The following is a 24,652-nucleotide window of genomic DNA, read 5'->3' on the forward strand; positions in this document are numbered from 1 at the left end:
TCTCCCTTCTCCCTTCTCCCTTCTCCCTTCTCCCTTCTCCCTTCTCCCTTCTCCCTTCTCCCTTCTCCCTTCTCCCTTCTCCCTGCCGCTCGCTCTTCTCTTGCCACTGTTGCTCTTCTGGGCTTGTGCTGAATCCGTCCTGTGGGATTTGTCCGACATGCGTTTCGGAGCCGGGCCAGTTTCCCGGGGGTGAGCCGGTGCCTATCGTTGAGTCACGGCGGGCGCAGGTGTCGATCCCGAGCAGGAGCCGCAACCCGCGCTGCGAAGCCTGACCATAAGGCGTGGTGCACGATGGGCGTAGACCATACCGGCCACGGGATCTCTCACTCACCTGCGAAAAAGAGGGCACTCATGAAGATTTCCAAAACCGGCCTCATATTGGGCCTGGCACTGGCTGCGGCCGCGGCATTATCAGCATGCGGCGGCGGCGACGATAGCCTCGCCGCCCGCATCGGCGTCAGCAAGCCGGCCGTGCGCGTGATCCACGCGATCCCGGCGGGTCCCAATATCGACGTGCTGCAAAACGGCACCAAGACGTCGCTCCTGAACGAGCCTTACAAGTTCGTGTCGAAATACTTCGACGTCGACACCGGCTCGCAACTCTTCGGCATCAACATTGCCGGTACCAACACGTCGATCGGCAGCGCGACCGTGGACGCGCACACCGGCCATAAATACACCGTGGTCGCATTGCCCGGTGCCACCGCGGCCGACCTGCTCACCATCGACGATCCCTACGGCAAGAACATCCTGTCCGACAAGGCGCGGGTGCGTGGACTGAATGCCTCGGTCAATGCCCAGAACGTCGATATGTACGTGACCACGCCCGCGGTCGACCTGAACACCGTGACGCCCACCTTTGCCGCGGTGGCCTACAAGTCAGCGGTGCCTGCCTCCGGCCAGGATTCGATCAACCTTGACGGCGGCACCTATCGCCTGCGCATCACCACCGCCGGCACCAAGACCGTGATCTTCGACTCGGGCGCGCTGACGCTGAACAACAATGCGGACTGGCTGATCACGTCGATCCCGGTCGACGGCATCGGCGCGGTGGTACCGAACAAGATCAAGGTTCTGGTGGCCCAGGCCAACAACGACTCGCAGACTGCCGTGGAACTGGTCACGCAGTAAGCGCTTGATGGCTAGTTGGCAAGTTGGCAACCCAGCAGCTTCAGGCGCCCGCATGGCGCACCGGCGACCCCCTCGCGGGTTGCCGGGCGAGGGGATCCGGCAAGCGGATCCCCTCGCCGCATTTCGTCTGCGCTCTTCCCCTGCGGCGGCGCGGCCTTGGGGCCAGTTTCGCCAGTTTGACCGTATCCGGTGACAGCGCTACGATAGGCCGCCAGACACCATCCCATGAATATGGAGTACCGCCCCCCGCCGATCCGCGCCATAGTCGAGACTACCCCCAGCCCAAAACATGCGCTCACAGAACCTGTCCGCGGCCCCGGAAGCCGATATCCGCGTCCTGCTGGTCGAAGATGACCCCGCCACCAGCGCGCGCCTGCAAAGCGCGCTGGGCAGCTTGCCGGGCATCCAGGTGGTGGCGGCCTGCGCGCAGCGCGCCAGCGCCTGCGAGTGGCTGGCCGCGCACGAGCCCGACGTGCTGCTGTGCGACCTCGGGCTGCCGGACGGCTCGGGCATCGATGTCATCCGCCATGCGCGCCGGCTGCACCCGCGCTGCGACTGCATGGTGATCACCATGTTCGGCGACGAGGCCAATGTGCTGGCCAGCATCGCCGCGGGCGCCACCGGCTACCTGCTCAAGGACGAATCGGACGACAACCTGCGCGCCTCCGTGCTGGCGTTGCGCGCCGGCGGCTCGCCGATGAGCCCGGTGATCGCGCGCAAGGTCATCACCCGGCTGCGCAGTGCCAGCGCGCCGGGCCTGCCGGCACCGGACGCGCCAGGCATCCCGGGCGCGGACGTGACACTATCCGCCCGCGAGACCGAGGTGCTCGACCTGATCTCGCGCGGGTACACCTATGCGGAAACCGCCGGGCACCTGGCGATCAGCGTGCATACCGTGCAGGCGCATATCAAGAACATCTACGGCAAGCTGGCGGTCAATTCCCGCGCCGAGGCCGTCTTCGAAGCCCACAAGCTTGGCCTGTTGAAGGCCTTTTGAGGCCAACGCCCATGGCCCTGCTGCCGATCCTGAGGCTGGCGCGCACCGCTACCTTGTGGCTCGCCTTGTGCTGCGTGGCCACCGCCTGCGGCGGCGCGCGCGAGGATTCAGCGCAGACATCTGCGGCGCATGCAACAAGCCAGGTGCAGGTGCTGCGCCAAGCGCTGGCCGTGGTCCACCCCGACGGCGCCGGGCAAGGCCACGCGCCACAACCGATCGAAGTCGCGCTGCCCCACGACTGGGACCGCATCTACCCTGGCCGCGACGGCACGGCGACCTACCGCCTGGACTTTTCCTACAGCGGCGCCGGGCAGGACCTCCCCGCGCTGTACCTGGCGCGCGCGGCCAACAGTTTCGAGATGCATCTCAACGGCAAGCTGCTCGCCGCTTCCGGCGCCTTGAATACCCCCGCCGTCTATGGCGGCCAGCGCCCGCTGTACATCCCCGTGCCCGAGGCCATGCTGCGGCCCGACAACACGTTGACGATCACGATCGCCGCGCGCGCCAATGCGCGTGCCGGGCTGTCGCGCATCGAATTCGGGCCAAGCCGGCTTGTGCACCCGCACTATGAAGGCGCGCTCTGGTTCCGCGTGATCGGGCCACTGGTGATTACGGCGCTGAGCCTGCTGCTGACAGCGATCTCGCTGCTGATCTGGTGGCGCCAGCGCGACCCGCTGTTCGGCCTCTACGCGCTGGCCGAAGTGGCGTGGTCGGTCAGCGTTGTAGAACGTTTGCTGGAGAGTGCTCCGCTGCCGCTGCACGTCTGGCAAGTGCTGGTGCTGGCCAGCCGGACCGTATTCATCGTGGCAACCGCGCGCTTTGCGCTGATCGTCATCGACGTCCGCTCGCCCTGGCCGGCGCGGCTGGTCACCGGCTTCCTGTGGCTCAAGATTCCGTTGATCGTCTTGATGACAGGCATCTTCAACGCACCCAGCCTCAAGCTGTTCGACTGGTCCATCAACATGCTGCTGGCGTGCGGCATCGCCTCGGCGCTGGCGTGGGCGGCGCTGCGGCGCCCTAGCCGCGAGCGCCTGGTGCTGGCCGCCACGGTGGCGCTGGCCAGCGCGCTCAGCACCGGCGACGTGATCCGCATCCAGTTCAGCAACGATTTCTACTGGGACACCTCGCTGACCAAGTACGTCTCGCAGTTGTTCAGCCTCAGCATGGCGTGGCTGCTGGTGGACCGCTATACGCGCACCACCAGCACGCTGGCCGAGCTCAACCGCAACCTGGACCGCAAGGTCGCGCAAAAGGAGGAAGAGTTGCATCTGCTCTATGCGCACTCCCGCGAGATCGAGCGCGAGCAGGCCACGCTGCGAGAACGCGGGCGCATCATGCGCGACATGCACGATGGCTTGGGCAGCACGCTGGTCGGCGCGCTCAGCCTGCTGCGCTCGGGCCATGGCTCGCCCATGGTGCTGCAGCAACATCTGCAGCAGGCGCTGGATGCATTGAAGCTATCGGTGGATGCCATGCAAGACACCGGCGGCGACCTGGCCGTAGTGCTGGGCAACCTGCGCTACCGGCTGCGGGCGCGCCTGGAAGCGGCAAGGCTGCGGGTGGACTGGCAAGTGGAGCGGCTGCCGGCCGTAGCCGGCCTGACGCCGCAGATCGTGCGCGAGCTGCAGTACCTGCTGCTGGAAGCCTTCTCCAATGTCATGCAGCATGCCGGCGGCGCTACGGTGCAAGTGGTGGCGCGCAGCCTCGCGGACACCGCTGCCGGCGCCGAGGCCATCCTGATCGAGATACGCGACGATGGGTGCGGCTTTGATGCGCAGTCCGGCGCGCAGGGCCACGGCCTGGCCAATATGCGCAGCCGTGCGGCTGCCATTGGCGGCGAGCTGTCGATTGCGTCTTCGGAGCGGGGTACTACCGTCAGCCTGCTGCTCTACCCGGCGCGGTGGGCCGAGGGCGAGGCTGCCTGATCGGTGGCCGGGTGCGGCAGTCCTAGCGCGTCTGCTCGATATCGCTTTGCAGCACGTCGAGGTGCGACAGGTATTTGTTCAGTTCTTCGCGTCCGCTATCGGTGATGCAGTAGACGCGGCCACTGCCTTCCACCAGCTCCGCCGTGATCGCACGCGCGATCAACAGGCTGCGCAGGATGGGCCTGAGCGAACGGATATTCTTTTCGACACCGTGCTCGCGCAGGCGGTCGACCAGCGTCATGACCGTCGACGGGCACGACTGGACAAGCTTGAGTATGTACAGCTTCGAAACGAAGCCGTCTAGTGTTGGCGCTCTCATGCGGCTCCTGTGACACACCAGCCAGCGGTGCGATAGAGCAGATCTACGTATGCAGCCCCGGCGCTGCGAGCGCAGCCGGGCGTGTTACCTGCAAGCGGCCCGGTCGGCACCAGGTTCGCATATTTAAAAAAAAGTTCATCAGACTTTCGTGTGGGTCCTCCATCCGAGCGAGAGCGACACGATGCAATGCGCTGGTTTGCTCCCCTCTCCCATAAAATGGGAGAGGGGCCGGGGGAGAGGGTGGGCGCTCGCTCAAGGTGAGGCGCCGCGCTCTTGCGGATGCCCGCCCTCTCCCCCAACCCCTCTCCCGCTGCGCGGGAGAGGGGAGCTACACCTGCGCGAGATTGCACGCGATCGCTCTTGCTACGCCTGCGCCGGACTTCGCCCGGCGACCCACACAGAAGTCTGAAGAACCAAAAAAAAAGGGTGCACGAGGCACCCCATTTCTTGCATTGCGCGCCCCGGCACGAGGCCGGCGCGGGTGGGGCTTTGACGACTACTCTTCCTGGAACGCCTCTTCGCGCTTTGCCTTGATGGAAGGCAGGGCAACGATGGCAACCAGCGAGGCCGCTGCGATCAGCAGGCCCAGCGACAGCGGACGGGTCACGAACACGGTGAACTCGCCACGCGACAGCAGCAGGGAGCGGCGGAAGTTCTCTTCCATCATCGGTCCCAGCACGAAGCCCAGCAGCAACGGAGCCGGCTCGCACTTGAGCTTCAGGAACAGGTAGCCGATGATGCCGAAGCCAGCCGCCATGAACACGTCGAAGGTCTGGTTGTTGACCGAGTACACGCCGATACCGCAGAACACCAGGATGGCCGGGTACAGGAAGCGGTAAGGCACGGTCAGCAGCTTCACCCACACGCCAATCATCGGCAGGTTCAGGATGATCAGCATCAGGTTGCCGATCCACATCGAGGCGATCAGGCCCCAGAACAGCGCGGGGTTGCTGGTCATGACCTGCGGGCCCGGCTGGATGTTGTGGATGGTCATCGCGCCCACCATCAGTGCCATCACGGCGTTGGGCGGAATGCCCAGCGTCAGCAGCGGGATGAAGGAGGTTTGCGCCGCGGCGTTGTTGGCCGATTCCGGACCTGCCACGCCTTCGATGGCGCCCTTGCCGAACTCATGTGCGTACTTGGAGGTCTTCTTTTCCAGCGAGTAGGCTGCGAAAGAAGCCAGTGCCGCACCGCCGCCCGGCAGGATACCCAGCGCCGAGCCCAGGAACGTGCCGCGAAGCACTGCCGGGATCATGCGACGGAAGTCTTCCTTGGTCGGCCACAGGTTGGTGACGCTATCGGTAAAGGTCTCGCGGGCTTCCTTCTGCTCCAGGTTCGCGATGATTTCCGCGAAGCCGAACATACCCATGGCCAGCGCGACGAAGTCGATACCGTCGGTCAGCTCGGGGATGTCAAAGGAGAAGCGTGCGGCGCCGGAGTTCACGTCGGTACCGATCAGGCCCAGCAGCAGGCCCAGCACGATCATCGCCACGGCCTTGGGCAGCGAGCCCGATGCCAGCACCACGGCGCCGATCAGGCCCAGGCACATCAGCGAGAAATATTCGGCGGGTCCAAACTTGAATGCCAGTTCCGACAGCGGCGTAGCAAACGCGGCCAGGATCAGGGTAGCCACGCAGCCGGCAAAGAAGGAGCCCAGGCCGGCGGTGGCCAGTGCCACGCCCGCTCGTCCCCGCCTTGCCATCTGGTAGCCATCGATGGTGGTCACCACCGACGACGATTCACCCGGCAGGTTCACCAGGATAGCGGTGGTGGAGCCACCATACTGTGCGCCGTAGTAAATACCGGCCAGCATGATCAGCGCGGCCACCGGCGGCAGCGTGTACGTCACCGGCAGCAGCATGGCGATGGTGGCCAGAGGCCCCAGGCCCGGCAGCACGCCGATCAGGGTACCCAGCACGCAGCCCAGGAAGGCGTATGCCAGGTTCTGCAAAGAAAGCGCCGTGGAAAAGCCCAAGGCAAGATGGTCAATCAATTCCATATGGCCGACTCCTTAACCAGTAATGAAAGCAGGCCACACCGGCATCTGCAGGTTGATGCCGTACACGAAGGCGCCCATGCTGATCAGCACCAGGACGATCGCGTTCAAGACCGCGCCCTTCCAGCTGAACTCATGGCTGGCCATCGACGACACCAGCACCAGCACGAACACCGACAACACCATGCCGAGCGGCTTGAGCAGCAGGCCGAACAGCACCACCGAACCCAGAATCCACAACAACGTCTTCAAGTCCCAGCGGGCGAGCTGGTCAGCTTCACCCTTTTTCGATACCGAGCCGATCAGCACGAATGCACCGAGCACGGCAAGTACCAGGCCGAGTAGAAACGGAAAATATCCGGGGCCCATCTTGGCGGCTGATCCCATGGAATAGCCGCGGGCGACCCAGGAAAAGCCCAATCCGACCAGAATGAACATCAGGCCGGAGGCAAAGTCCTTTTGGCTGCGTATGCGCAAAACGATTCTCCTCAAAGTACGTGAAAGCTGTGCCCCTGCGCGCGCAGGCTCTTTGCGTGCGGAGGTGGTCCGATCGGCAGGAAAAAATGTTGTCCCTGCAGGATGGGACGAACATTAGAGAGGCGATCTTTCAGCTTGCTTTCATTTGTCTTGGTTTAGGGGTATTCACCGATGCGCCGGGAAGTCCCGCCAAACTGCATACATCACGCTGTGATGTAACACCGAAAGACGAATGAAAGGAAGCTGAAGGGAAATTGAAGGGGAACCGAAAGAGATCGAAAGGAAACGTAAGGAAAGCACGAGGATCAACTAGGCGCGGACGCGTGCCGGCAGACCCGAGGGCTGCTTGCATCACCTTACCGGCGGCATTGAACGGAGCCGACGAGGGGGCCAAAGCCGCGCGGCTTTGGCCTGTTCAGTGGGCTTCGGCTGGCGCCGATGACTTGCGGGCCAGCGACTTAATCGGCACCTTGCTTCGATACCTCGCCCGCCAGCGCCTCCTCGCCGGCGCCGGCGGCGGCACCGGCCGTGCTCAGGGCTTCTTCGCACGGCGTGCCCATGCTGGTATCGGGCGCCTGGGGCGCAAATTCCGGCTCCGGGGCCGGCCCGGGCGTCACCGGCAGGATATGGGCGGCGCGCCAGTTGCCGAAGCGGTAATACGCCACGGCCAGCGTGACCGAGACCACAGAGCCCAGCGGAAAGCTCCACCAGATCGCATCGGCGCCGATGGTGCGCTCGAGCACCCAGGCAAACGGCAGGCGCACCACCCACATCGACAGGAACAGGATCACCAGCGGCGCCATCACCGCGCCGGTGGCGCGCACGGTGCCGAACAGCACGATGGTGAAGCCGAACAGGATGAAGGACCACAGCACGATGGCATTGATATGCTGCGCAATGCCGATGGCCGTGCCGTCATCGGGCAAGAACAAGCCCAGCGAATGACGGTTGAACAGGTAGATCAGGGCTACCAGCGCGCCGGTCATCAGCAGGTTGAACAACAGCCCCACGCGCGTGACGCGCGTCACGCGATCCCACAGGCCAGCGCCTACGTTCTGCGCCACCATCGACGACACGCTGGCGCCCACCGCCAGCGCGGGCATCTGCACGTAAGTCCAAAGCTGCGAGGCTACGCCATAGGCGGCGGTGGTCTGCGAGCCGTAGCGATTGACCAGTGACATCATCACGATCGCCGACGACGAGATCACCACCATCTGCAGTCCCATCGGCAAGCCCTTGGCCACCAGCGCACGCAGGATCGCGGTATCGGGCCGCAGGTAGGCAAGCTGGTGGCGGCGCAGCGTCAGGAAGTGGTGGCGGCGGTACAGCACGATCAGCATCGCGGCCAGGCTGGCCAACTGCGCAATCAGCGTGGACAGCGCCGAGCCCGCGATGCCGAGCTCCGGGAACGGGCCGATGCCGAAGATCAGCAGCGGGTTGAGCACCACGTCCAGCCCCACCGACAACAGCATGAAATAAAACGGCGTGCGCGAATCTCCCGCGCCGCGCAGCGTCATCATCACGAAGTTGTAGAAATACATGAAGGGCAGCGCCAGGAAGATGATGCGCAGGTAGCTGATGGCAAGCGCCCTGGCATCGGCCGGCGTGCCCATCGCGGCAAGGATGTCGGGCGTGAACACGTAGCCCAGCGCCGCCGCGAGCACCGACAGCAGGACGAAGAACGTGGTGCTGGTGCCCACCACGCGGCGCGCTTCGGCCAGGTCGTGCGCGCCCACGGCATGCCCGATCATGATGGTATTGGCCATGCTGATGCCGAACACCACGCCCAGCAGGAAGAACAGGATGATGTTGGCGTTGGAGGTGGCGGTCAGCGCCGCCTCGCCAAGGAAATGCCCCACCCACACGGAGTTGATCGAGGCGTTGAGCGACTGCAGGATATTGCTGCCCAGCACCGGCAGTGAAAACAGCAGCAGCGTGCGGCCGATCGGGCCCGTGGTCAGTTGGGCTTTGGATTTTGTTGGCATGTTCGAGGGAGGTCTCGTGTTTTTATTGCGCCTGCTATCGTCGGGAAACGAGGGGCAATGCAACGCGCAATGCCCACGTTCGCCACTATGTCATACCTTGCTGACAAGCCTTGTCGGTAGCCGTCTGTCAGACAGAAAGCCAATTGTAAGCAGTTGTTTGGATCAGGGCACGGGCCCTTGCGCGAGCCATCAAACACTGGCGAAATGCACAACATAGGTGGCCCTTGGCGCCGCGCAGCGCGGCCATCGCGGTGTCCCCGCGATGGCATCCAAGAGCCGTTTCGATCCATGAACCGTGAGGTCCAATATGACGAAGAACAAGCCGATTCGCTTTTTGCAAGCTTCCACCGCCCTGGCTGCTGGCCTGCTATGTGCGGCCTCCTTTGCCCAGACACCCGCCGTTCCTGCCGATAGCGGCAACGCCGCTGGGCCGGCCGGCATGACCCAGGTCGAGCCGCCGAAGGATCCGCTGGTCCAGCGCCGCGATGCCAACAAGCAGGCCTCGGACGAATACAAGGCCAAGAAAAAGGCCGCCAAGACCGAATACAAGCAGGACGTGAAGTCCGCCAAGCAGCAAAAGAGCACCGAGAAGAAGGCCAACAACGAGACCATGAAGCAGGAAATGTCGACCACGCCTGCAGACGCGCAGAAGAACTAAGCGCATACCGTCCGCCCTTTAAGGGCAACCACAACAACCACCACAACAACCAAAATAAAACGCCCCGTCTCCCCCAAGGAGGCGGGGCGTTTTATTTTGGCTATCGCTGAACCATAAAGCCATTGGACGCGCCATAGGGCGCAATTTCCGGGTCTGCTGCATCTCCGGGTAGAATCCGGAGTTGAGTGCAACTTAGATCACATTATGGAAAGAGCCGTGGATATCAATGGCAACGCATTGACAGGTGTTTTGCTGGAACAGTTACTGGATCGCCTCGAAGCCGATCTCGAAGAAGGCAGCTCAAGCGAAGCCGCTGATTTGCTGGCCAGATTGCGCGCCAAGCCTTTGCGGGCGGATTCCCTCGAGTCCATCGACCGGCTGCATACGCTATGGATGCGCGCGGGGGATCCGGCGGCTGCGCTGGCGGTGGTCAACGACGACGGCGCCGGCGTGCTGGAAGCCACGCCGCGCCAAGCCCAGGCCGAGCTGCGCATGCACCTGGCGCTCTATCGCCTCCAGATGGCCAACCACCTCAACGACGTGGAGAGCACGCAGCGGGCGCTCACGGAGATGCGCGCCATCGTGGCAGGGATGCCGGACCTGAATGCGGACCGGTATCGCCAGCTTCGGGTACTCGACAGCCTTGAGCTGCGCGATCTGGGCATTGCGCTGGAGGCAATTGAGCTGCGCCATGCGTTGAACGGGGCCATCGCGGCACGTGCGCCATACCGTGCATGGGATCTCGCCGACTATCAGCGGCGGCGCGCCTGGGCGCTGACGCGCCATGACAGGGACGACGAGGCCCGCGCAGCCGCTGGCGCGGCCATCCTGGCGCTGCAGATTGCCGACGCGGAGCAGGACGTCGACGAAAACGACTGGCTGCGCCTGGGCAGCGCCCTGATCGGGATCGCGCCCGAGCGCCTTGCCGACTTCCAGCAGCCCGTCAGGGCGCTGACAGCGCAACGGTCCTTGCCGCAGCGCCGCGAACTGGAAGTCCGGCTGTCCCGGCTCGCGGCGCGCGCCTTGTACGCGCAAGGCGATCTGCCCGGCGCACTGGACGCCTGCTCTGCCGCGCGTCATAGCCTGTCCTCGAACGGAAGCGATGACTTCATCGAATACGAGCTGCCGTGGCTGATGGAAGCCCAGCGCGTTGAAGATGCCGGCCGCCGGGTGTTCCTTCACATCTATCAGGTGGAGGACGAGATGTGGGATGGCGCCGCGCAGCTGGTTCACGCGCGGCTGGCCGATGCGGCCGACGACTCGGTCTGGTGGCCATTGTGCGCCATGCGGGCTTGCAACACGGAAGAGACGCTGGTGGCCTTCCTGTCAAATGCGCAAGAAGGTGAAGAGGATCTGCGGAACCTCTCCCCGATTCATGAAGCGCTCTTTGGCGCCGTGGGTGAGCAAGTGAACGCGCAGGCCTTGCAGGCGGTGTTCGACGCCGCACGCAAGCTGGCCGAGCAACGTTCGCCGGGCCATCCGTGGATCGCACGATTGGCGGCAGTCAACGATGCCGCGGCGGGCCGCATCGATGCCACGACGAAAGCTGCACGGCTGTATGCGGCGGCGCAGGAAGGCGGCATGGAAGACAACCGCACGGCCTATGCCCTGTTCGAGGCATGGGTGCAATCGCTTGGGGTGATCCAGACGCTGAAGCTGCCGGCCTTCTCGCTACCAAGCGGGCTGTGGGCGTACAACTTCGGGGTCTCGCTTGGCGATTTGCTCGAGGAACACCTCGACCGCGTCCCCGCGGCGTCGCGCAACGAAACCTACAGCGATTTCATCAAGCTGCAGATTGCCGCCTACGAACAAGGACAGGCGTGCCTGGAGCGCTATTTCGAGAGCGGCGCCGGCCATCCGTACGACGCCTGCGCGCACCTCTACTCCATGTTGTGCAACAACCTGGCCATCATCTATCGCTACGACAAGCGGCGCTTTGAGGATGCCGTCGAATTGCACAGGCGCGGCATCGCGGCCAGCCCGTTTGCCGAACACTACGCCGGCCTGTTGAGCGTGCGGATCGCAATGCGCGATTCCGAGGGGATCATCAGCGCCGCCGAGCAGCTTTGGCACTTCGCCGCCGAGTTTGGCTATAGCCGGCACGACCCTAACGAGTACCTGAGCGAAGTGTCGCAGGCCCTGTACAAGCTCGATCGCGATCGCGAGATTCCCATCTGGCTGGAGCGCCTGGTGAAATGGGAGCGGCAAGAGGGCCAGGACGATAGCAACCTGTCGGGCAAGGCCTTGGGCGTGCGCCTGCAAATGGCGTTCAACCTGGCGCACAACTGCCCGGAAGAAGCCTCGGCCTTGTGGAGCCGCATCGCGCGCCAGGTCGATGGCTGCTCGGAATCCTGGATGGTCAGCCTGGGGGCCGACACGCTCAGCGGGCTGCAGCGCCACGCCGAGGCCGCCACGCTCTTTGAGCGTGCCATCGCACTCAATCCGCGCAGCAACGAGTATGAGCTCGCCGATGTCAAGGCGATGGAGGAAAAGCTGGCGCTCTACCGCACGCAAGCCAACGCCCCTGGCAAGAGCAAGAGCTGGTGGCAAGTCTGGAAATGAGGAAATGAGTACTGCCAAGCGGGCGGCAGGCTACGCACCGCGCAACGCCCTCAATGCCGGTGCGCTGAAGTCGGGCATCGCCGCGCGCAGCCAGGCGCGCGGCGACGATGCGGCGGTGCGCGCCTGGCTGCTTAACCACTTCTATCGCCATCTCGTCGCCAACTACGAGCCGGCCATCAAGATCGATTCGCTGGCGGATGCACGGCAGGTCCTGCGATCCGAGGCAATGCCGGAGTGGGTTGCGGCTCGCTTTGGCGCCTCGGCCAAGGCGAGCAGCGGCGAAGCAGCAACGCCCCCTGCCCCGGTCGTCTGGGTCGATCCTGTCGAGCCGCGCCTGTTGGCGCTGGAAGCGCGGCTCGTGGAGTTCCTGACCTCGCGCAAGGGCACCGCCCTCGACGGCAAGCTCGACCGCGTCACCTGCCCGCAAGCGCTGGCGCTGTGGGACAGGGAACATGCCGAGATGGCCACGCGTATCGAGCGCGGCTGGCGCCAGAGCCAGCCCGAGGCGCTGCGCACCTTGCTCTCGACGCCGAATGGCGCGTTCGTGGAATTGCTGCCAGACAGCGCGCTGCTGCGCGCGGAAATGGCATTTGAAAGCTATGTCATGCGGCATTGCCTGGGGCAGTTTTCCGACCGGCGCGCGCTGTCCGGCGGCTACGGCGAGCGCTATGCCGAAGCCGTGGCGCAGCAGCGGCTGCGCTTGCTGAGTTTGCGCGATGCCAGCGGGCAACCGCATATCACCATCAGCGTGCATGTCCTGGCCAATGGCGCGCTTGCGGTCGACCAGGTCAAGGGCAAGCAGAACCGGCCGCCCATCGCACGCTACGTGGAAGATGTGCTGGCCTGCCTGAACGCCCTGGGTACCGACGAGGAAACGCCGGACGATTGCATCGCCATCGGCGTAGTCCGCACGCCAGCCGGCTGGGCGCGCATTGAAGACGTGACCGAAGCCACGACGCAGACCCGATTGGTCGCCCGGTACCCGCAGCTCTTTGTCAGGCTCAGCGCCCCAACGCCGATGGTGGAGTGGCTGGTCGCCGCGCGCCAGCCTGGCTTGCTGGCGGAGCGTTCGCCACGGGCGGCATCGGTCAGGTATGCCACAAGGCCAACGGCGGATCCGCATGGCGGTGAGGAGGTTGTCGCAACCGAAGGCGTGCCGTGGCCGGAGCTGTCCCTATCGCAAGCGGAAGCCATCCTGGCTTTGCCATCGAAATCGTAATGGAGCGCCGAATCGGATGAATGTCTTCTACCTGCTCCTCGGGGGCCTTGTGCTATGGCGGGTCTACCGCTTCCTGCGCCCCAAGCGTCCCGCTGCGTTCACCCGGCGCAAGCAATGGGCACTGACGTTGGCGCAGCCCATGGTCGATGCCACCAACATGACGGGGTTTTTCAACCCTGCCTCGGACCACATGTCGGACGCGGCGCGCGCGTTGTTCCGCGTGCAGTTGCTGCACCAGATGGAGTTCCGCGCCAACGCCATGGATGACGAAGTGCGCCAGCACCTCGCCCAGGTGTTCGAATCGCGGTGGTTTCGCGCCGACCTGCATGCGCTGCTGCCGACAGACGATCCGCGCGCCGCGCTAGCGTTTGCCTGCGTCCGGATGGCATTTTTTTCGCGCAATGTCATGCTGATGGGCTGGGTCGAGCCGATGGCCGCGTGGCGCGTGCTCTTGCTCAACGCACAGCGCGCGCAGGACTGTTTTGCCAGCTGGGAAGATTTCGGCCACGCCTTTATCGCTGGCCGCCGGCAATGGCTTGCCGCATTCCGGGCCGACCCCCTGGGCAAGGCCTTCGATGCCGCCAGCCTGCGCCAGCTGCTGGCCCCGCCCAAGGGCGCCTGGGCAGCGTTGGCCTGGCCTGGCCTGCCGGCATTCAGCCCGGAGCCACGCTGAGTCAGCGCCTGGAGGCCGCCCGGTAGGCGACGATGCGCGCCTTGAGCCCCGGCCGGGCGGCGGAGCGCACCAGCTCGGCCAGCTGCGCCGCGCGCGCCGCTTCGGCCATGGCGTGGCCGCCCTGCGTGGCGGCCTGGATAGCGGCCTGGGTTGGCGCATCCAGCCGGCGCGCACGCTCAGCCAGCGTGGCGAGCGCGGCGGCGCGATCCTGCGGTGCCACCGAACTACCGGCCAGGCCGCACGCCAGCGCTTGCTCGGCCCGCACGGCCCGTCCGCTGGCGATCCAGTCCCGCGCCGTGGCCACACCCACCAGTTGCGCCAGCCGCGCGCTGCCCAGCACCAGGCCGAAGGCCGCGCCTGGAAAGGCAAGAGTGCTGCCCGGCGCGACCCAACGTTGCTCGCAGGCCGCCATCAAGTCGGCGCCCGCGCCCATCGCGCGGCCCTGGACCAGCGCCACGGTGGTAAAGGGCGCGCCATGCACGCTTTGCAGCAGCAGCTGGACGCGCACGAAACGCGCAAGCAGCGAATCATCGCTCTCGCTATCCAGGTCACCCAGGTCGAATCCCGTGCAGAAATGCGTGCCGGCGCCCTCGATGGCGAGCAGGCGGGTGCCATCGTGGTAGCACGCCAGCACCGCCGCCGCGAGCGCCTCCACCAACCCCGCCGACAGCGCGTTGCCGCGCTCGGGCCGGTTCAGCGTCAGGCGGGTGACGTCGCCTTGCCGGTCGATCAGCAGATTGGCTTCGTCCATGTTCACCCCTGCGCCGGTGGCGCCGCCGGCGCCCACAGGTTGGGCACCAGCGCGTTGGAATAGCCAGATACGAACGGCTTGGTGGCGCCGCTGGCGGCGTCATACACATGGCGCTGGATGCGGCCGATGTTGCCGCCATACAAATGCACGCTGATCGACACCCGGTCGTCATGCGCATTGCGCACGCGGTGCACATCGCCCAGCGTTGGCGAGACCGCGGCCACCTGGCCGGCGCTCAGCAGCACGGCATCGCCATCTTCCACCAGCCTGCCGCCTTCCACGCGGTAGTGCTGGTCCACCTCGGCGCCGCGCAGCATGCCGATCAGGCCCCACACCGTGTGGTCGTGCACGGGCGTTTGCTGGCCCGGCCCCCAGACGAAGCTGACCAGCGAAAAACGATCGAGCGGATCGCCGTAGAGCAGGTGCTGCTGGTAGTAGACCGGATGCGGTAGCGCCATGGCCTCAGGCAGCCAGTCGTCGTGCGCCACCAGTTCGGCCAGTGCGGCGCTGGCTTGCACCAGGATGGCGGACTCGCTGCTGCCCTCGCGCTCTGCCTGCGTGACCACACGGCTGATGGTGGCAACGAACTCGCGCAGCCGATCGATGTTGCCAGTCTTGTCGCTCATGATGATTCCTTTATCTTTACGCGGGGTCTTGTTCCGTGCCTGCGCCGCCCGCCTGGTAGCGGGCACGCACGGCGGCATTGTGCTCGCCCAGCGCCGGCGGGTCGCGGCGGATCGGCAAGCCCAGGCCGTCGAAGCGCAGCGGCGAGGCGAAGGTGCGCGTCTGGTGGCCACCAGGCAGCGTGAGCGGGCGCACCCACTCCATATGCGCCACCTGCGGATCGTCCAGCGCGGCGGCATAGTCGTTGATGCGCGCATGCGGCACGCCGGCGGCATTGAAGGCGGCAATCCAGTGCTCCACGCCAGCGGTGGCAAAGCGCTCCTCCAGCAGGATCTTCAGCGCGGCCTGGTTGGCCGCGCGGTCGCGCGTGGTGGCAAAGCGCGCGTCCTGCGCCAGCGCGGGCAGTTCCACCACGCGTACCACTTCGAGCCACAGTTTCTGGTTGCCCGCGGCGATGGCAAAGTAGCCATCGGCGGCCTGGAACGCCTGGTAGGGCGCGTTGCGCGGATGGGCGGAGCCCAGCTTGGCCGGGCTCCTGCCGGTGCCGAAGTACTCGCTGGTCTGCAACGCGGCGATGCCTAGCGTGCAGCCGTACATCGGCACATCGATATGCGCGCCAGCGCCGCCGGCCCGCACCCGGGCGAGCGCGCTGGCAATGGCAAAGGCGCCGTACAGCCCCGACGCGAAGTCGGCCAGCGGCACGCCGCATTTCACCGGCGCGCCATCGGGCTCGCCGGTCACGCTCATCACGCCGGCGGCAGCCTGGATGGTCAGGTCGAACCCGCCCTCGCCCGCGCGCGGGCCGCTCTGGCCGTAGGCGGACACCGAGCAATACACCAGCCCCGGCTTTTGCTCGCGAAAGCTGGCGTAGCCCAGCCCGAGCCTGTCCATCACGCCGGGGCGGTTGTTCTCGATCACCACGTCGGCATCCAGGATCAGCGCGCGCGCCAGCGCCACGTCGGCAGCGTCCTTCAGGTTGAGCGCCACCGACTCCTTGTTGCGGTTCAGCGATGCGAAATTCTCCGAGAAGCCATCGGATAGCGGCGGCCACTGCCGCAAGGTGTCGCCCTCGGGCGCTTCCACCTTGATCACCTCGGCGCCCATATCGGCCAGCAGCATGCCGCAAAAGGGGCCGGCGGCAACGGTGCAGAATTCCACGACCCGCACGCCTTGCAGCGGCAGGTCCTGGTAGTCGAGATCACGCATGGGAAGCATCCACAGGAAACGAGAAAGGGGCGGCGCAGTGAATCAGCCATCCTCCTGGGAAGGCTGCCGGCCGCGATGCGATGATTATAGGGAGTTGCAAAATACGATACTATCGTTCCACATTTGAGAACAGATAGGCGCTGTCCGAATAGGATCTGCGCATAAGATCTGCGCATAAAATGGCCGCATAGAGCACAAACATCGATGAACAACACCTTGATCAAGGGCCTCGGCGTGATTGAGTTGCTGGCGCACAGCGACCGCCCGCTGGGCCTCACCGAGATCGCCGCCCACCTGGGCCTGGCCAAGAGCAATGTGCACCGGCTGCTGCAAGCGCTGACGGAGCTGCACTATGTGATCCGCGACGCCTCCGGCACCGGCTACAGCGCGTCCATCAAGCTATGGGAGCTGGGCTCGGCCGTGCTCTCGCGGCTGGACCTGCGCCGCCATGCCGAGGCGTGGATGGACAAGCTGATGCACGCCAGCGGCGAGAGCGTGCACCTGTCCGTGCTGGACCGCGCCGAGGTGGTCTACGTGCACAAGATCGACAGCCCCAACCCCGTGCGCGCCTACACCCAGATCGGCGGCCGGGCGCTGGCGCACTGCGTGGCCACCGGCAAGGCGATGCTGGCCTTCCAGCCGGACACCGCCCTACAGCGCATGTGCACCACGCTGGCGCCGTCCACGCCCAACAGCATCGTCGAGCCCGAGCGATTCCTGCAGGAGATGGCCAAGGTGCGCAAGCTGGGCTATGCGGTCAACCGCGGCGAGTGGCGGGAGACGGTCTACGGCGTGGCCGCACCGATCAGCGACGGCAACGGGCACGTCATCGCCGCCATCGGGCTGTCGGGGCCCGCGGAGCGCTTCAAGCCGCACAAGATCAAGGGCTTTGCCGCGCTGGTGCTGAACGCGGCCACGGAGATCTCCGATGGCCTGGGCGGCGGCAACCGGCACAATGCGCTGGCGCTGGCTACGCGCAGCATGGTGGCGATGCGGCGCGGCTGAGCTTGCCTGCTGCCTGCCTGTTGCCTACCTGTTGCGCCTGCTATTGCCTGACCGCCTGGCATCCGGATCCGTCAGGCCGGGAGTCCGCTTGCGCCGTGGTGGATGCCTGGACGCGCTGCAATGCATCGATGGAATGGGCAGCAAGCGTGCCGACCTGCTCCAGCCACGCCGCCTCCGCCGGCCATCTGCCTTGATCCACCGCCGGGTAGACCTGCCGCACGAATCGATGCAAGGCGCTGGCCCCGATATTGCCGCTCACGCCGAGCAGATTGTGCAGCCGTTGTTGCGCGCCATCGAGGTTCTCCTGCGACACATCGGTGCGGAGCTGCTCGACCAGCGTACGAATGCGATCGATGCAGGGCACCAGCGATTCCTCCAGCAAGGCCAGCGCCTTCAGTTCCGCGAGGCGACGGCCGTCAAGCAGGTCTGCCGCCACCGGGCCATTGTGCTCGATGACAACGATGCCCGAGGCTTGGAGATTATTCGCAGGGCTGGATTCGCCATTCGCGGCGCGCCGTTGCCAATGCCGGCCGAGCTGGAAGTAAAGCGACTCGGCAACGACAGGCTTGGCAAGGACATCGCTGATGCCTGCCGCCAGGCAGGCGCGGACAACGCTTTCGTCCACATGTCCGGTCAGCGCAAGGATGGGCATGTCGCGACATGCCTGCGACCGCCCGCGGATGGCCTTCGCGGTGTCGATGCCGCTCAAGCCGGGCATATGGATATCCAGCACGATGGCATCGATGCCGTCATGCTCGCCCAGCCGGGACAACACCTCTACCCCGTGCTCCGCTTCCACCACCGTGATGCCCCGGCGCTCCAGATGCGCCTTGGTGACCAGCCGGCTATAGGTATCATCGTCGGCCACGAGCACCGTCTTGGCGCTGAGCGTATCGGCGCCACCGCTGTGCAATGCCTCGAAGCCACGCTCGACGATGCCTTGCAAGGCCGTCAACAGTTCCAGCGGGCCAATGGACCTGCTCAGTACCGCTTCAACGCCGGCCTTGCGCAATTTGAGCCGCGCCATGTGGGGTGGCTCGGACGTATAGGCCACGATGATGGCGCCGCGATTCACCGCGCCGGGCGTGGCGCGCATCCTGTCGGCCGTTGCGTAGCCGTCCAGCACCGGCATATTGATGTCGAGGAGCACCAGGTCATAGGGGACCGAGCGCAGCTTCTCCAGCGCCGCCTGGCCATTCTCGGCCTCTTCCACTTGCGCGCCCACCTGCGACAGCACGCGGCGCGTGCTGTCGCGCAGATCGCGATCGTCATCGACCAGCAGGATGCGCGCGTTTCGCAGTGCCACCGCGGCGCGCTGCACCGTCGCCTTTTCGTGATCGGCAAGCTCGGCGGGCGACACGGCCGGAAACGTCAGGGTGAACTCGGTGAACTGGCCCGCTTGGGACTGGCAGGCGATGTCCCCGCCAAAGGCGTGCATCGCGCGCCGGCAGTAAGCCAGGCCAAGCCCGGTGCCGCCCGACTTTCCGGACGTGCGAAATGGCTCGAACAAGTGAGGCAGGATGTCGGCCGGGACGCCAGGCCCGGTATCCCGAATCAGCACTGAGGGCTGATCCACCGTGATGCTGAGCGTGGCGTCGGGACGCAAAGGGAAGTAATAGAGCGCGTTCTTGATGAGGTTGAACAACACGAACAGGAAGACCGCTTCGTCCCCCTTGAAGGTGAAGTCCTTGCGCACAATCAGCTTGACCCTGTTGCGCTCCGCGTCGCTGCCGAAGCCGTACTCCTCCACGGCCTTGAGCGCGGCGCCGGAGGCCGTCAGGTAGCCGAACTGATCCGACCGGATGGGTTTCCCGCTCACCTCGTCCATGGTCATGGCCACGATCCGCAGCCCCCGCTCGATGGAGAGTTGCCCCTGGGCGAGATGGCGATGCACCGTCGCGGCATTCTCGTTGGACAGCACCGGCGCGGGCGTGGAATCCGTGACTTCGGGCAGCGCATTTTCCACGCCATCCAGGACCAGCTTCAATTGCCCCAGCGGGCTGCGCATCTCATGGGCGATCGAGCCGGCCAGGCTCTGCAGCGCCTTGTTCCTCTCCACAACGATGCGCCCTTTGCTGATGGCGTGGCTAAAAGCCATGCTGCACAGGGTCACCACCGGAAGCAATGCCAGGTTGGCCTGGTCGACCGCGCTCACCACCAGGCCGGCGGGCGACGTCAAGACGGCCGCGAGCGTGGCGCCGAGCAAGCCAAGGGCGATACAGACCAGGACCAGGAGCGGCGTGTTGATGCACAGCGCCAGGATGAAGATCATCATGACTTCCGTCATCATCCACATGGTGGAAAACCCGTTCCTGATGGTCAGGAAGGTACAGGCAAAGGGCAGCACGTAGATCAGGCAGAAATGCCAGTAGACGAGCAGATGCTCCTCGTAGCGCTTGGGCCAGCGGTCCTGCAGGATCAGGGGTATGCACAGCGCCGCCGCGCTTAGGCGCAGCGGCAGATTATCGTAGGGCTGGGGCAGTACGTAGGTCCAGACCACGTAATAGATGGGGTGGCACAGGAGGCCGAGTATGCCGCCCCACCGAATTGCAAAGCGACTGCGTTCGAGCATATCCCGCGTCGATTCACGCAATACATTCATCAGGCCTCCGGATGCCGTTTATGACCCAATCAATTCCTGGCTGCCAGGCTGGCTTGCGACCAAGGGAACCGGCGTGCCGTTCTTGCCGAGAAAGGGCCCCACCGAGAAATCGTATTTCTTCAATAAGCCGTGAGTATAGGAGACTGACCAGACCGGAGGACTACCGACGATGAAATCGGTGGCCATGCCTTCCTGCCATGCCACATATCCTTCCGCGAAGCAAGTATAACAATCGCGCGTACTGGGCAGCCTGAAGGGAAATGCGGTATTCAGGCCTTCGGGTCCGCGGGCAAAACACTCGATATAGAGCGTTTTGCCGCGCGAAGCGAGTTCCGCCTCGACGCTGGCGGCCCGGGGATGCGAATCGTCGATCCAGAATTGCGCGCGCGCCAGGTCCGAAGCCGTGAGATAAGGCAGGCTGGTGCTGCTGGTGAGGATGGCGCCGTCAAACTGTGGCAAGGCGGTATCCGGCCGGAAGGTATGCACCGAAACCCTGCATTTTCCCAGCAGGTCGGAGGACAGGAGTTCCGTGGCTTGCGCCGTGAGCAGGTTCGCCTTGTCGGGCAGGTCGATCAGCACCAGTTCCTTCGGCGCGTTCTTGTAGAGCAGGTATTTGGCAACGGTCGTGCCCAGGCGGCCTGCCGCACCGAACAGGGCGATCTTGGCATTGCCGAACTCCAGGGAGACCTCGTTGCAGCAATGCATGGCCCAATCCTTCAGCATGGCCGCCGTCGCGGCGTGGCCGGTGGTGATATGGGGCGGCTTGACCGGGCGCGGCAAGGCCCCGTAGTTGCAGGCGTAAGGCGTGGATGCGCCCATGGCTACCATGGATAAGCCCGCCCGCCTTGCCAGTTCGAGCGCGGGGAAGAACTGGGTTTCCCGGAACCGCTTGATGCCGCTCGGGCTGCCCAGCCAGAGTTCAAGCGGCACCGGGCAGGCGATATTGGCACCAATTAGCTGCGAGCCGGAATAAATCGGTGAGGCAATGAACGGCGGCGTTCTCCAAAGCGCTTCTTCGAACTCGGCGCTTCTTTGCCGGACATTATGAAATGAAAACGATAATGTCTCCCAATCGGTCGCATGGAACAAGAAGCCGACGCCGCCCTGTCCCCGCGGCAAGTTATCGCGGATTTCCTCGGGGCTGATCGTGTGCTTGAGAACGAGTGGAGCGGGCGCGGCGGGAGCCAGGTAAGTGTCTATTCCCGTGCTGTCAAAAAAACGCATTGCCATTGATTATCCTTTTACTGTTGGGCGAAATGAAAATCGGGCGCCGGAGTGGTGGTGCCCGCCTCAACTGTAAAGAATAGTGTTTGCTTCGGTGACCGGTTGGCGCAAAACGCGTCCGCGGCGCCGCCCTCCCCTGCTCACCCCGCTCGCCCCGCTCAAACCCGCCCGTCGATCCGTCTCCCGCGGTTTGGCTATCAGGGCACCCGCCATCAGGAAATCGCATGCCACCTCACGAAATTGTCATAGCCAATGGGCCCCAAGTTGCGCCACTACGCGGTCGCGTCTTCTCCTCCAGGTACTTTCCGGAGAGAAGACGAGCGGGCTGAGCCTGGGCATCACCCATATTTTCTGAGCCGGAGAATCAGAACCAGCAGTGTCTTTTGCGTCACTTTGCTAAGGCACTCCGTCCGTCCTGACCGTCCGTCCTGACAGACCAGAGCCCGCCGATGCACAAAACCGGCCGACGCGTTAAGCTTGCGGTTTGGCCACCGCGCCCAGGCGCGGCACCCCCACCGCGGCGGCACCCGCTGCGCTTGTCGCACGCAACCTTCTTCAGGAGAAAGGCATGTACCAGGATCTCGCCCTCTACATCGACGGGGAATTCGTCAAGGGAGGGGATCGACGCGAGCAAGACGTCATCAACCCCGCCACCCAGGAACTGCTGGGCAAGCTGCCGCATGCCAACCGCGGCGATCTGGACCGCGCTCTCGCCGCCGCGCAGCGCGCCTTTGAAAGCTGGAAGAAGACCTCGCCGCTGGAGCGCTCCAAGATCCTGCGCCGCGTGGCGGAACTGACCCGCGAGCGCGCCAAGGAGATCGGCCGCAACATCACGCTGGACCAGGGCAAGCCGCTGGCCGAAGCCATCGGCGAAGTCATGATCTGCGCCGAGCACGCCGAATGGCATGCCGAGGAATGCCGCCGCATCTACGGCCGCGTGATCCCGCCGCGCCAGCCCAATGTGCGCCAGATCGTGGTGCGCGAGCCGATTGGCGTGTGCGCTGCCTTTACGCCGTGGAACTTCCCGTTCAACCAGGCGATCCGCAAGATGGTCTCGGCCATCGGCGCCGGCTGTACGCTGATCCTGAAGGGTCCGGAAGATTCGCCCAGCGCGGTGGTGGCGCTGGCCCAGCTGTTCCATGATGCAGGCCTGCCCCCGGGCGTGCTGAACATCGTCTGGGGCGTGCCGGGCGAGATCTCCACTTACCTGATCGAATCGCCGATCGTGCGCAAGATCTCCTTCACGGGTTCCGTGCCGGTAGGCAAGCAGCTGGCCGCGCTGGCCGGCGCCCACATGAAACGCGTGACCATGGAGCTGGGCGGGCACTCGCCGGTGCTGGTGTTCGACGACGCCGACATCGAGCCGGCAGCCGAAATGCTGGCGCGCTTCAAGCTGCGCAACGCCGGCCAGGTGTGCGTGTCGCCCACGCGCTTCTACGTGCAGGAAAAAGCCTACGACAAGTTCCTCGCGCGCTTCACTGAAGTGATCGGCTCGATCAAGGTCGGCGATGGCCTGGACGACGGGACCCAGATGGGCCCGCTGGCGCACGAGCGCCGCATCGCCTCGATGGAGCAGTTCCTGGACGACGCCAATCATCGCGGCGGCAAGGTGGTGGCCGGCGGCAAGCGCATCGGCGACAAGGGCTTCTTCTTTGCCCCCACTGTGGTGACCGACCTGCCCGACGACGCCAAGCTGATGGTCGACGAGCCCTTCGGCCCGGTGGCGCCGGTGACGCGTTTCAAGGACGTGGAAGAAGTGCTGCGTCGCGCGAACAGCCTGCCGTTCGGCCTGGCCTCGTATGTGTTCACCAACTCGCTGAAGACCGCAACGGTGGTGTCCAACGGCCTGGAGGCCGGCATGGTCAATATCAACCATTTCGGCATGGCACTGGCCGAGACGCCGTTCGGCGGCATCAAGGATTCCGGCATCGGCAGCGAAGGCGGCCTGGAAACCTTCGATGGCTACCTGGTGACCAAGTTCATCACGCAGGTCTGATGTACCGTCCTGGCCGGGCACCCGCCCGGCCAGGACGCGAATAGACAAAGATGGCGAGCGATCAGGCCCGCCACGAATCAAGCCAGGCCTGTTTCCTACTTCCCCCGGGCCTTGTGGTAGTCCTCGGCAAAGTCCTTCCACTGCGCCTGCGCCATCTCGCAGCCATGCCGCGCCAGCCGCAGCACCGGCGCGCGCCAGCGCGAACCGGCAGCGAACTCCTGCAATTGCTCGATGCGATCGGCGGCTTCATGTCCGCAGCCGCGCAAGTGCGCCCAGGCCGCCGAGCGTGCCATCGTGAGAAGCACTACGTTCAGGCTGGCGCGATCTGTGTGAGGTCCAAGGTTGACCCGGTCGGCCGTGGGCTGCAGGCTCTTGACGATGTAGGACGGGTCTCCCGGCCCGCCACCCATCGCCACCGCCGAGAGCAGCGCGGGCGAAGCCGCCTGCATGGCGTGCTGGATATGCGCCACGCGCGACGCATCGGTGCCCCAGGCGGGTTGCGCGCCATATGGCAAGCCTTGCCAGGCGCTGGGCGCGGCGCGCTTGATGTCGACGAGGCGCTGGGCGGTGGGTGTGCCCGGCGCATGCGCGAGCACCACGTAGCGCTCCAGCCCCAGGCTGCCCACGCCCGCCACCCGCCGCGCAGCGTCGTCGGCCACGAACTGGCCGTGATGGGACTGCCGCGTGAACTCGCGCAGGATGGCGGCGGCGCGCTTGCGCTCGCCCTTGAGCGGGGCCAGCGCATGGATGTTGTCGACCAGCAGGCGCCGTTTCCCGCCGCGCCGCACGGTGCGCGCCGCCAGGACCTCGCCGCGGCGACGGCGTTTGACACGGCGCAGCAGCGTCGCCACCATGCCGGTGGCGGTGGCGCGCTCCACCCAGCGCGGCTTGCCGCTGGCCAGCACCGCCGCGTAGGTATCGAGCATGTGCTCGGCGCCCGCGCGCGCGTCGGCATCCGACAGGCCGAGCTGCGGCGCCGCGATCATCAGGCTGGACAGCAGGCGCACCAGGTCCACCGTCAGCGGCGCGACCATCGCGTCGTCGAAGTCGTTCAGATCAAAATACACCAGGCCGTTGTCACCCTTGAAGCTGCCCATGTTCTCCAGGTGGAGGTCGCCGCAGACATAGGTGGTGGGTGCCTCCATCAGCGCGGCCTCGGTGCCCACCGAGGCCGCGTAGAGGTGGTTGGTGCCGCGCAGGAAGGCGAACGGATCGGCGGCGATGGCCGCGAGCTTGCGGGTCAGCCGCTCGGGATCGCGGCCATGGTTATAGATCAGGATGGCTTCCGTAGCTGGGTGCATG

General features: G+C 65.2%; 19 protein-coding genes. 9 read left to right on the forward strand and 10 right to left on the reverse strand.

Annotated features, from left to right (window positions below):
- Nucleotides 1–351 precede the first annotated feature (351 nt).
- The 3 genes from ACGLHR_RS12150 (at nucleotide 352) to ACGLHR_RS12160 (ending at nucleotide 4,053) form a co-directional block, all read left to right on the forward strand.
- Nucleotides 352–1,131, forward strand: a complete 780-nt coding sequence (locus tag ACGLHR_RS12150; protein ID WP_400094055.1) for a DUF4397 domain-containing protein — start codon at nucleotides 352–354, stop codon at nucleotides 1,129–1,131.
- Nucleotides 1,132–1,420: 289 nt separating this feature from the next.
- Nucleotides 1,421–2,128, forward strand: coding sequence for a response regulator (locus ACGLHR_RS12155; RefSeq protein WP_400094056.1), 708 nt, complete (start codon nucleotides 1,421–1,423; stop codon nucleotides 2,126–2,128).
- An 11-nt stretch (nucleotides 2,129–2,139) separates the two neighbouring features.
- A complete protein-coding gene (locus ACGLHR_RS12160) occupies nucleotides 2,140–4,053 on the forward strand; it encodes an ATP-binding protein (RefSeq protein WP_400094057.1) in 1,914 nt (637 codons plus the stop codon).
- A 22-nt stretch (nucleotides 4,054–4,075) separates the two neighbouring features.
- Here ACGLHR_RS12160 and ACGLHR_RS12165 read toward each other — a convergent pair whose 3' ends face one another.
- The 4 genes from ACGLHR_RS12165 to ACGLHR_RS12180 all read right to left on the reverse strand — a co-directional run bounded on the left by ACGLHR_RS12165 (nucleotide 4,076) and on the right by ACGLHR_RS12180 (nucleotide 8,830).
- Nucleotides 4,076–4,372, reverse strand: coding sequence for a transcriptional regulator (locus ACGLHR_RS12165; protein ID WP_400094058.1), 297 nt, complete (start codon nucleotides 4,370–4,372; stop codon nucleotides 4,076–4,078).
- A 496-nt stretch (nucleotides 4,373–4,868) separates the two neighbouring features.
- Entirely contained in the window at nucleotides 4,869–6,371 is a 1,503-nt protein-coding gene (locus tag ACGLHR_RS12170) for a tripartite tricarboxylate transporter permease (protein WP_400094060.1), read from the reverse strand.
- Between the two features lie 12 nt (nucleotides 6,372–6,383).
- A complete protein-coding gene (locus tag ACGLHR_RS12175; protein ID WP_400094061.1) occupies nucleotides 6,384–6,845 on the reverse strand; it encodes a tripartite tricarboxylate transporter TctB family protein in 462 nt (153 codons plus the stop codon).
- Nucleotides 6,846–7,303: 458 nt separating this feature from the next.
- Entirely contained in the window at nucleotides 7,304–8,830 is a 1,527-nt protein-coding gene (locus ACGLHR_RS12180) for an MATE family efflux transporter (protein ID WP_400094062.1), read from the reverse strand.
- A 307-nt stretch (nucleotides 8,831–9,137) separates the two neighbouring features.
- Between ACGLHR_RS12180 and ACGLHR_RS12185 the strand changes: the two genes are divergently transcribed.
- The 4 genes from ACGLHR_RS12185 to ACGLHR_RS12200 all read left to right on the forward strand — a co-directional run bounded on the left by ACGLHR_RS12185 (nucleotide 9,138) and on the right by ACGLHR_RS12200 (nucleotide 13,942).
- Nucleotides 9,138–9,488, forward strand: coding sequence for a hypothetical protein (locus ACGLHR_RS12185; RefSeq protein ID WP_400094063.1), 351 nt, complete (start codon nucleotides 9,138–9,140; stop codon nucleotides 9,486–9,488).
- Nucleotides 9,489–9,704: 216 nt separating this feature from the next.
- The gene (locus ACGLHR_RS12190) at nucleotides 9,705–12,050 is read left to right on the forward strand and encodes a hypothetical protein (protein WP_400094065.1); all 2,346 of its coding nucleotides are present in this window, start codon (nucleotides 9,705–9,707) and stop codon (nucleotides 12,048–12,050) included.
- Nucleotides 12,051–12,054: 4 nt separating this feature from the next.
- Entirely contained in the window at nucleotides 12,055–13,269 is a 1,215-nt protein-coding gene (locus ACGLHR_RS12195; RefSeq protein ID WP_400094067.1) for a hypothetical protein, read from the forward strand.
- A gap of 16 nt (nucleotides 13,270–13,285) precedes the next feature.
- Entirely contained in the window at nucleotides 13,286–13,942 is a 657-nt protein-coding gene (locus ACGLHR_RS12200; protein ID WP_400094069.1) for a DUF1266 domain-containing protein, read from the forward strand.
- Nucleotide 13,943: 1 nt separating this feature from the next.
- Here the strand turns inward: ACGLHR_RS12200 and ACGLHR_RS12205 are convergent, their stop codons facing one another.
- Genes ACGLHR_RS12205 through ACGLHR_RS12215 form a run of 3 tightly spaced genes read right to left on the reverse strand, consistent with a single transcriptional unit; the run spans nucleotide 13,944 to nucleotide 16,523 of the window.
- Nucleotides 13,944–14,693: an enoyl-CoA hydratase/isomerase family protein gene (locus tag ACGLHR_RS12205; protein WP_400094070.1), complete on the reverse strand. Its 750-nt coding sequence runs from the start codon at nucleotides 14,691–14,693 to the stop codon at nucleotides 13,944–13,946.
- A gap of 2 nt (nucleotides 14,694–14,695) precedes the next feature.
- Nucleotides 14,696–15,319 (reverse strand): cysteine dioxygenase, encoded by a 624-nt coding sequence (locus ACGLHR_RS12210; RefSeq protein ID WP_318231669.1) that lies wholly within the window; start codon nucleotides 15,317–15,319, stop codon nucleotides 14,696–14,698.
- Nucleotides 15,320–15,335: 16 nt separating this feature from the next.
- Nucleotides 15,336–16,523 (reverse strand): CaiB/BaiF CoA transferase family protein, encoded by a 1,188-nt coding sequence (locus ACGLHR_RS12215; RefSeq protein WP_400094071.1) that lies wholly within the window; start codon nucleotides 16,521–16,523, stop codon nucleotides 15,336–15,338.
- Between the two features lie 204 nt (nucleotides 16,524–16,727).
- Between ACGLHR_RS12215 and ACGLHR_RS12220 the strand changes: the two genes are divergently transcribed.
- On the forward strand, nucleotides 16,728–17,528 hold the full coding sequence (locus ACGLHR_RS12220) for an IclR family transcriptional regulator (protein WP_400094073.1): 801 nt from the start codon (nucleotides 16,728–16,730) through the stop codon (nucleotides 17,526–17,528).
- Nucleotides 17,529–17,568: 40 nt separating this feature from the next.
- On the opposite strand, the gene ACGLHR_RS12225 is transcribed toward ACGLHR_RS12220, so the two are convergent.
- Together ACGLHR_RS12225 and ACGLHR_RS12230 are read right to left on the reverse strand one after the other, a co-directional pair.
- Nucleotides 17,569–20,130 carry a response regulator gene (locus ACGLHR_RS12225; protein ID WP_400094075.1) on the reverse strand — a complete coding sequence of 854 codons (2,562 nt, stop codon included), beginning with the start codon at nucleotides 20,128–20,130 and terminating at the stop codon, nucleotides 17,569–17,571.
- A gap of 18 nt (nucleotides 20,131–20,148) precedes the next feature.
- Nucleotides 20,149–21,354, reverse strand: a complete 1,206-nt coding sequence (locus ACGLHR_RS12230; RefSeq protein ID WP_400094145.1) for a hypothetical protein — start codon at nucleotides 21,352–21,354, stop codon at nucleotides 20,149–20,151.
- A 568-nt stretch (nucleotides 21,355–21,922) separates the two neighbouring features.
- Here ACGLHR_RS12230 and ACGLHR_RS12235 point away from each other — a divergent pair.
- The gene (locus ACGLHR_RS12235) at nucleotides 21,923–23,350 is read left to right on the forward strand and encodes an NAD-dependent succinate-semialdehyde dehydrogenase (RefSeq protein ID WP_318231664.1); all 1,428 of its coding nucleotides are present in this window, start codon (nucleotides 21,923–21,925) and stop codon (nucleotides 23,348–23,350) included.
- A 95-nt stretch (nucleotides 23,351–23,445) separates the two neighbouring features.
- Here the strand turns inward: ACGLHR_RS12235 and ACGLHR_RS12240 are convergent, their stop codons facing one another.
- The gene (locus tag ACGLHR_RS12240) at nucleotides 23,446–24,651 is read right to left on the reverse strand and encodes a DUF2252 family protein (protein ID WP_400094077.1); all 1,206 of its coding nucleotides are present in this window, start codon (nucleotides 24,649–24,651) and stop codon (nucleotides 23,446–23,448) included.
- Between the last annotated feature and the right edge of the window lies 1 nt (nucleotide 24,652).

Origin of the sequence: Cupriavidus sp. CuC1, from assembly GCF_044627735.1 — a bacterium.
GTDB lineage: Bacteria > Pseudomonadota > Gammaproteobacteria > Burkholderiales > Burkholderiaceae > Cupriavidus > Cupriavidus ulmosensis.

Excerpts from the sequence above, each read along its gene's own strand:
- ACGLHR_RS12205 (WP_400094070.1), bottom strand. The coding sequence starts at position 14,693 with ATGGACGAAGCCAATCTGCTGATCGACCGGCAAGGCGACGTCACCCGC.
- ACGLHR_RS12185 (WP_400094063.1), top strand. The coding sequence starts at position 9,138 with ATGACGAAGAACAAGCCGATTCGCTTTTTGCAAGCTTCCACCGCCCTG.
- ACGLHR_RS12215 (WP_400094071.1), bottom strand. The coding sequence starts at position 16,523 with ATGCGTGATCTCGACTACCAGGACCTGCCGCTGCAAGGCGTGCGGGTC.
- ACGLHR_RS12160 (WP_400094057.1), top strand. The coding sequence starts at position 2,140 with ATGGCCCTGCTGCCGATCCTGAGGCTGGCGCGCACCGCTACCTTGTGG.
- ACGLHR_RS12235 (WP_318231664.1), top strand. The coding sequence starts at position 21,923 with ATGTACCAGGATCTCGCCCTCTACATCGACGGGGAATTCGTCAAGGGA.
- ACGLHR_RS12200 (WP_400094069.1), top strand. The coding sequence starts at position 13,286 with ATGAATGTCTTCTACCTGCTCCTCGGGGGCCTTGTGCTATGGCGGGTC.
- ACGLHR_RS12155 (WP_400094056.1), top strand. The coding sequence starts at position 1,421 with ATGCGCTCACAGAACCTGTCCGCGGCCCCGGAAGCCGATATCCGCGTC.
- ACGLHR_RS12230 (WP_400094145.1), bottom strand. The coding sequence starts at position 21,354 with ATGCGTTTTTTTGACAGCACGGGAATAGACACTTACCTGGCTCCCGCC.
- ACGLHR_RS12180 (WP_400094062.1), bottom strand. The coding sequence starts at position 8,830 with ATGCCAACAAAATCCAAAGCCCAACTGACCACGGGCCCGATCGGCCGC.
- ACGLHR_RS12170 (WP_400094060.1), bottom strand. The coding sequence starts at position 6,371 with ATGGAATTGATTGACCATCTTGCCTTGGGCTTTTCCACGGCGCTTTCT.
- ACGLHR_RS12165 (WP_400094058.1), bottom strand. The coding sequence starts at position 4,372 with ATGAGAGCGCCAACACTAGACGGCTTCGTTTCGAAGCTGTACATACTC.
- ACGLHR_RS12225 (WP_400094075.1), bottom strand. The coding sequence starts at position 20,130 with ATGAATGTATTGCGTGAATCGACGCGGGATATGCTCGAACGCAGTCGC.
- ACGLHR_RS12240 (WP_400094077.1), bottom strand. The coding sequence starts at position 24,651 with ATGCACCCAGCTACGGAAGCCATCCTGATCTATAACCATGGCCGCGAT.
- ACGLHR_RS12150 (WP_400094055.1), top strand. The coding sequence starts at position 352 with ATGAAGATTTCCAAAACCGGCCTCATATTGGGCCTGGCACTGGCTGCG.
- ACGLHR_RS12220 (WP_400094073.1), top strand. The coding sequence starts at position 16,728 with ATGAACAACACCTTGATCAAGGGCCTCGGCGTGATTGAGTTGCTGGCG.
- ACGLHR_RS12210 (WP_318231669.1), bottom strand. The coding sequence starts at position 15,319 with ATGAGCGACAAGACTGGCAACATCGATCGGCTGCGCGAGTTCGTTGCC.
- ACGLHR_RS12195 (WP_400094067.1), top strand. The coding sequence starts at position 12,055 with ATGAGTACTGCCAAGCGGGCGGCAGGCTACGCACCGCGCAACGCCCTC.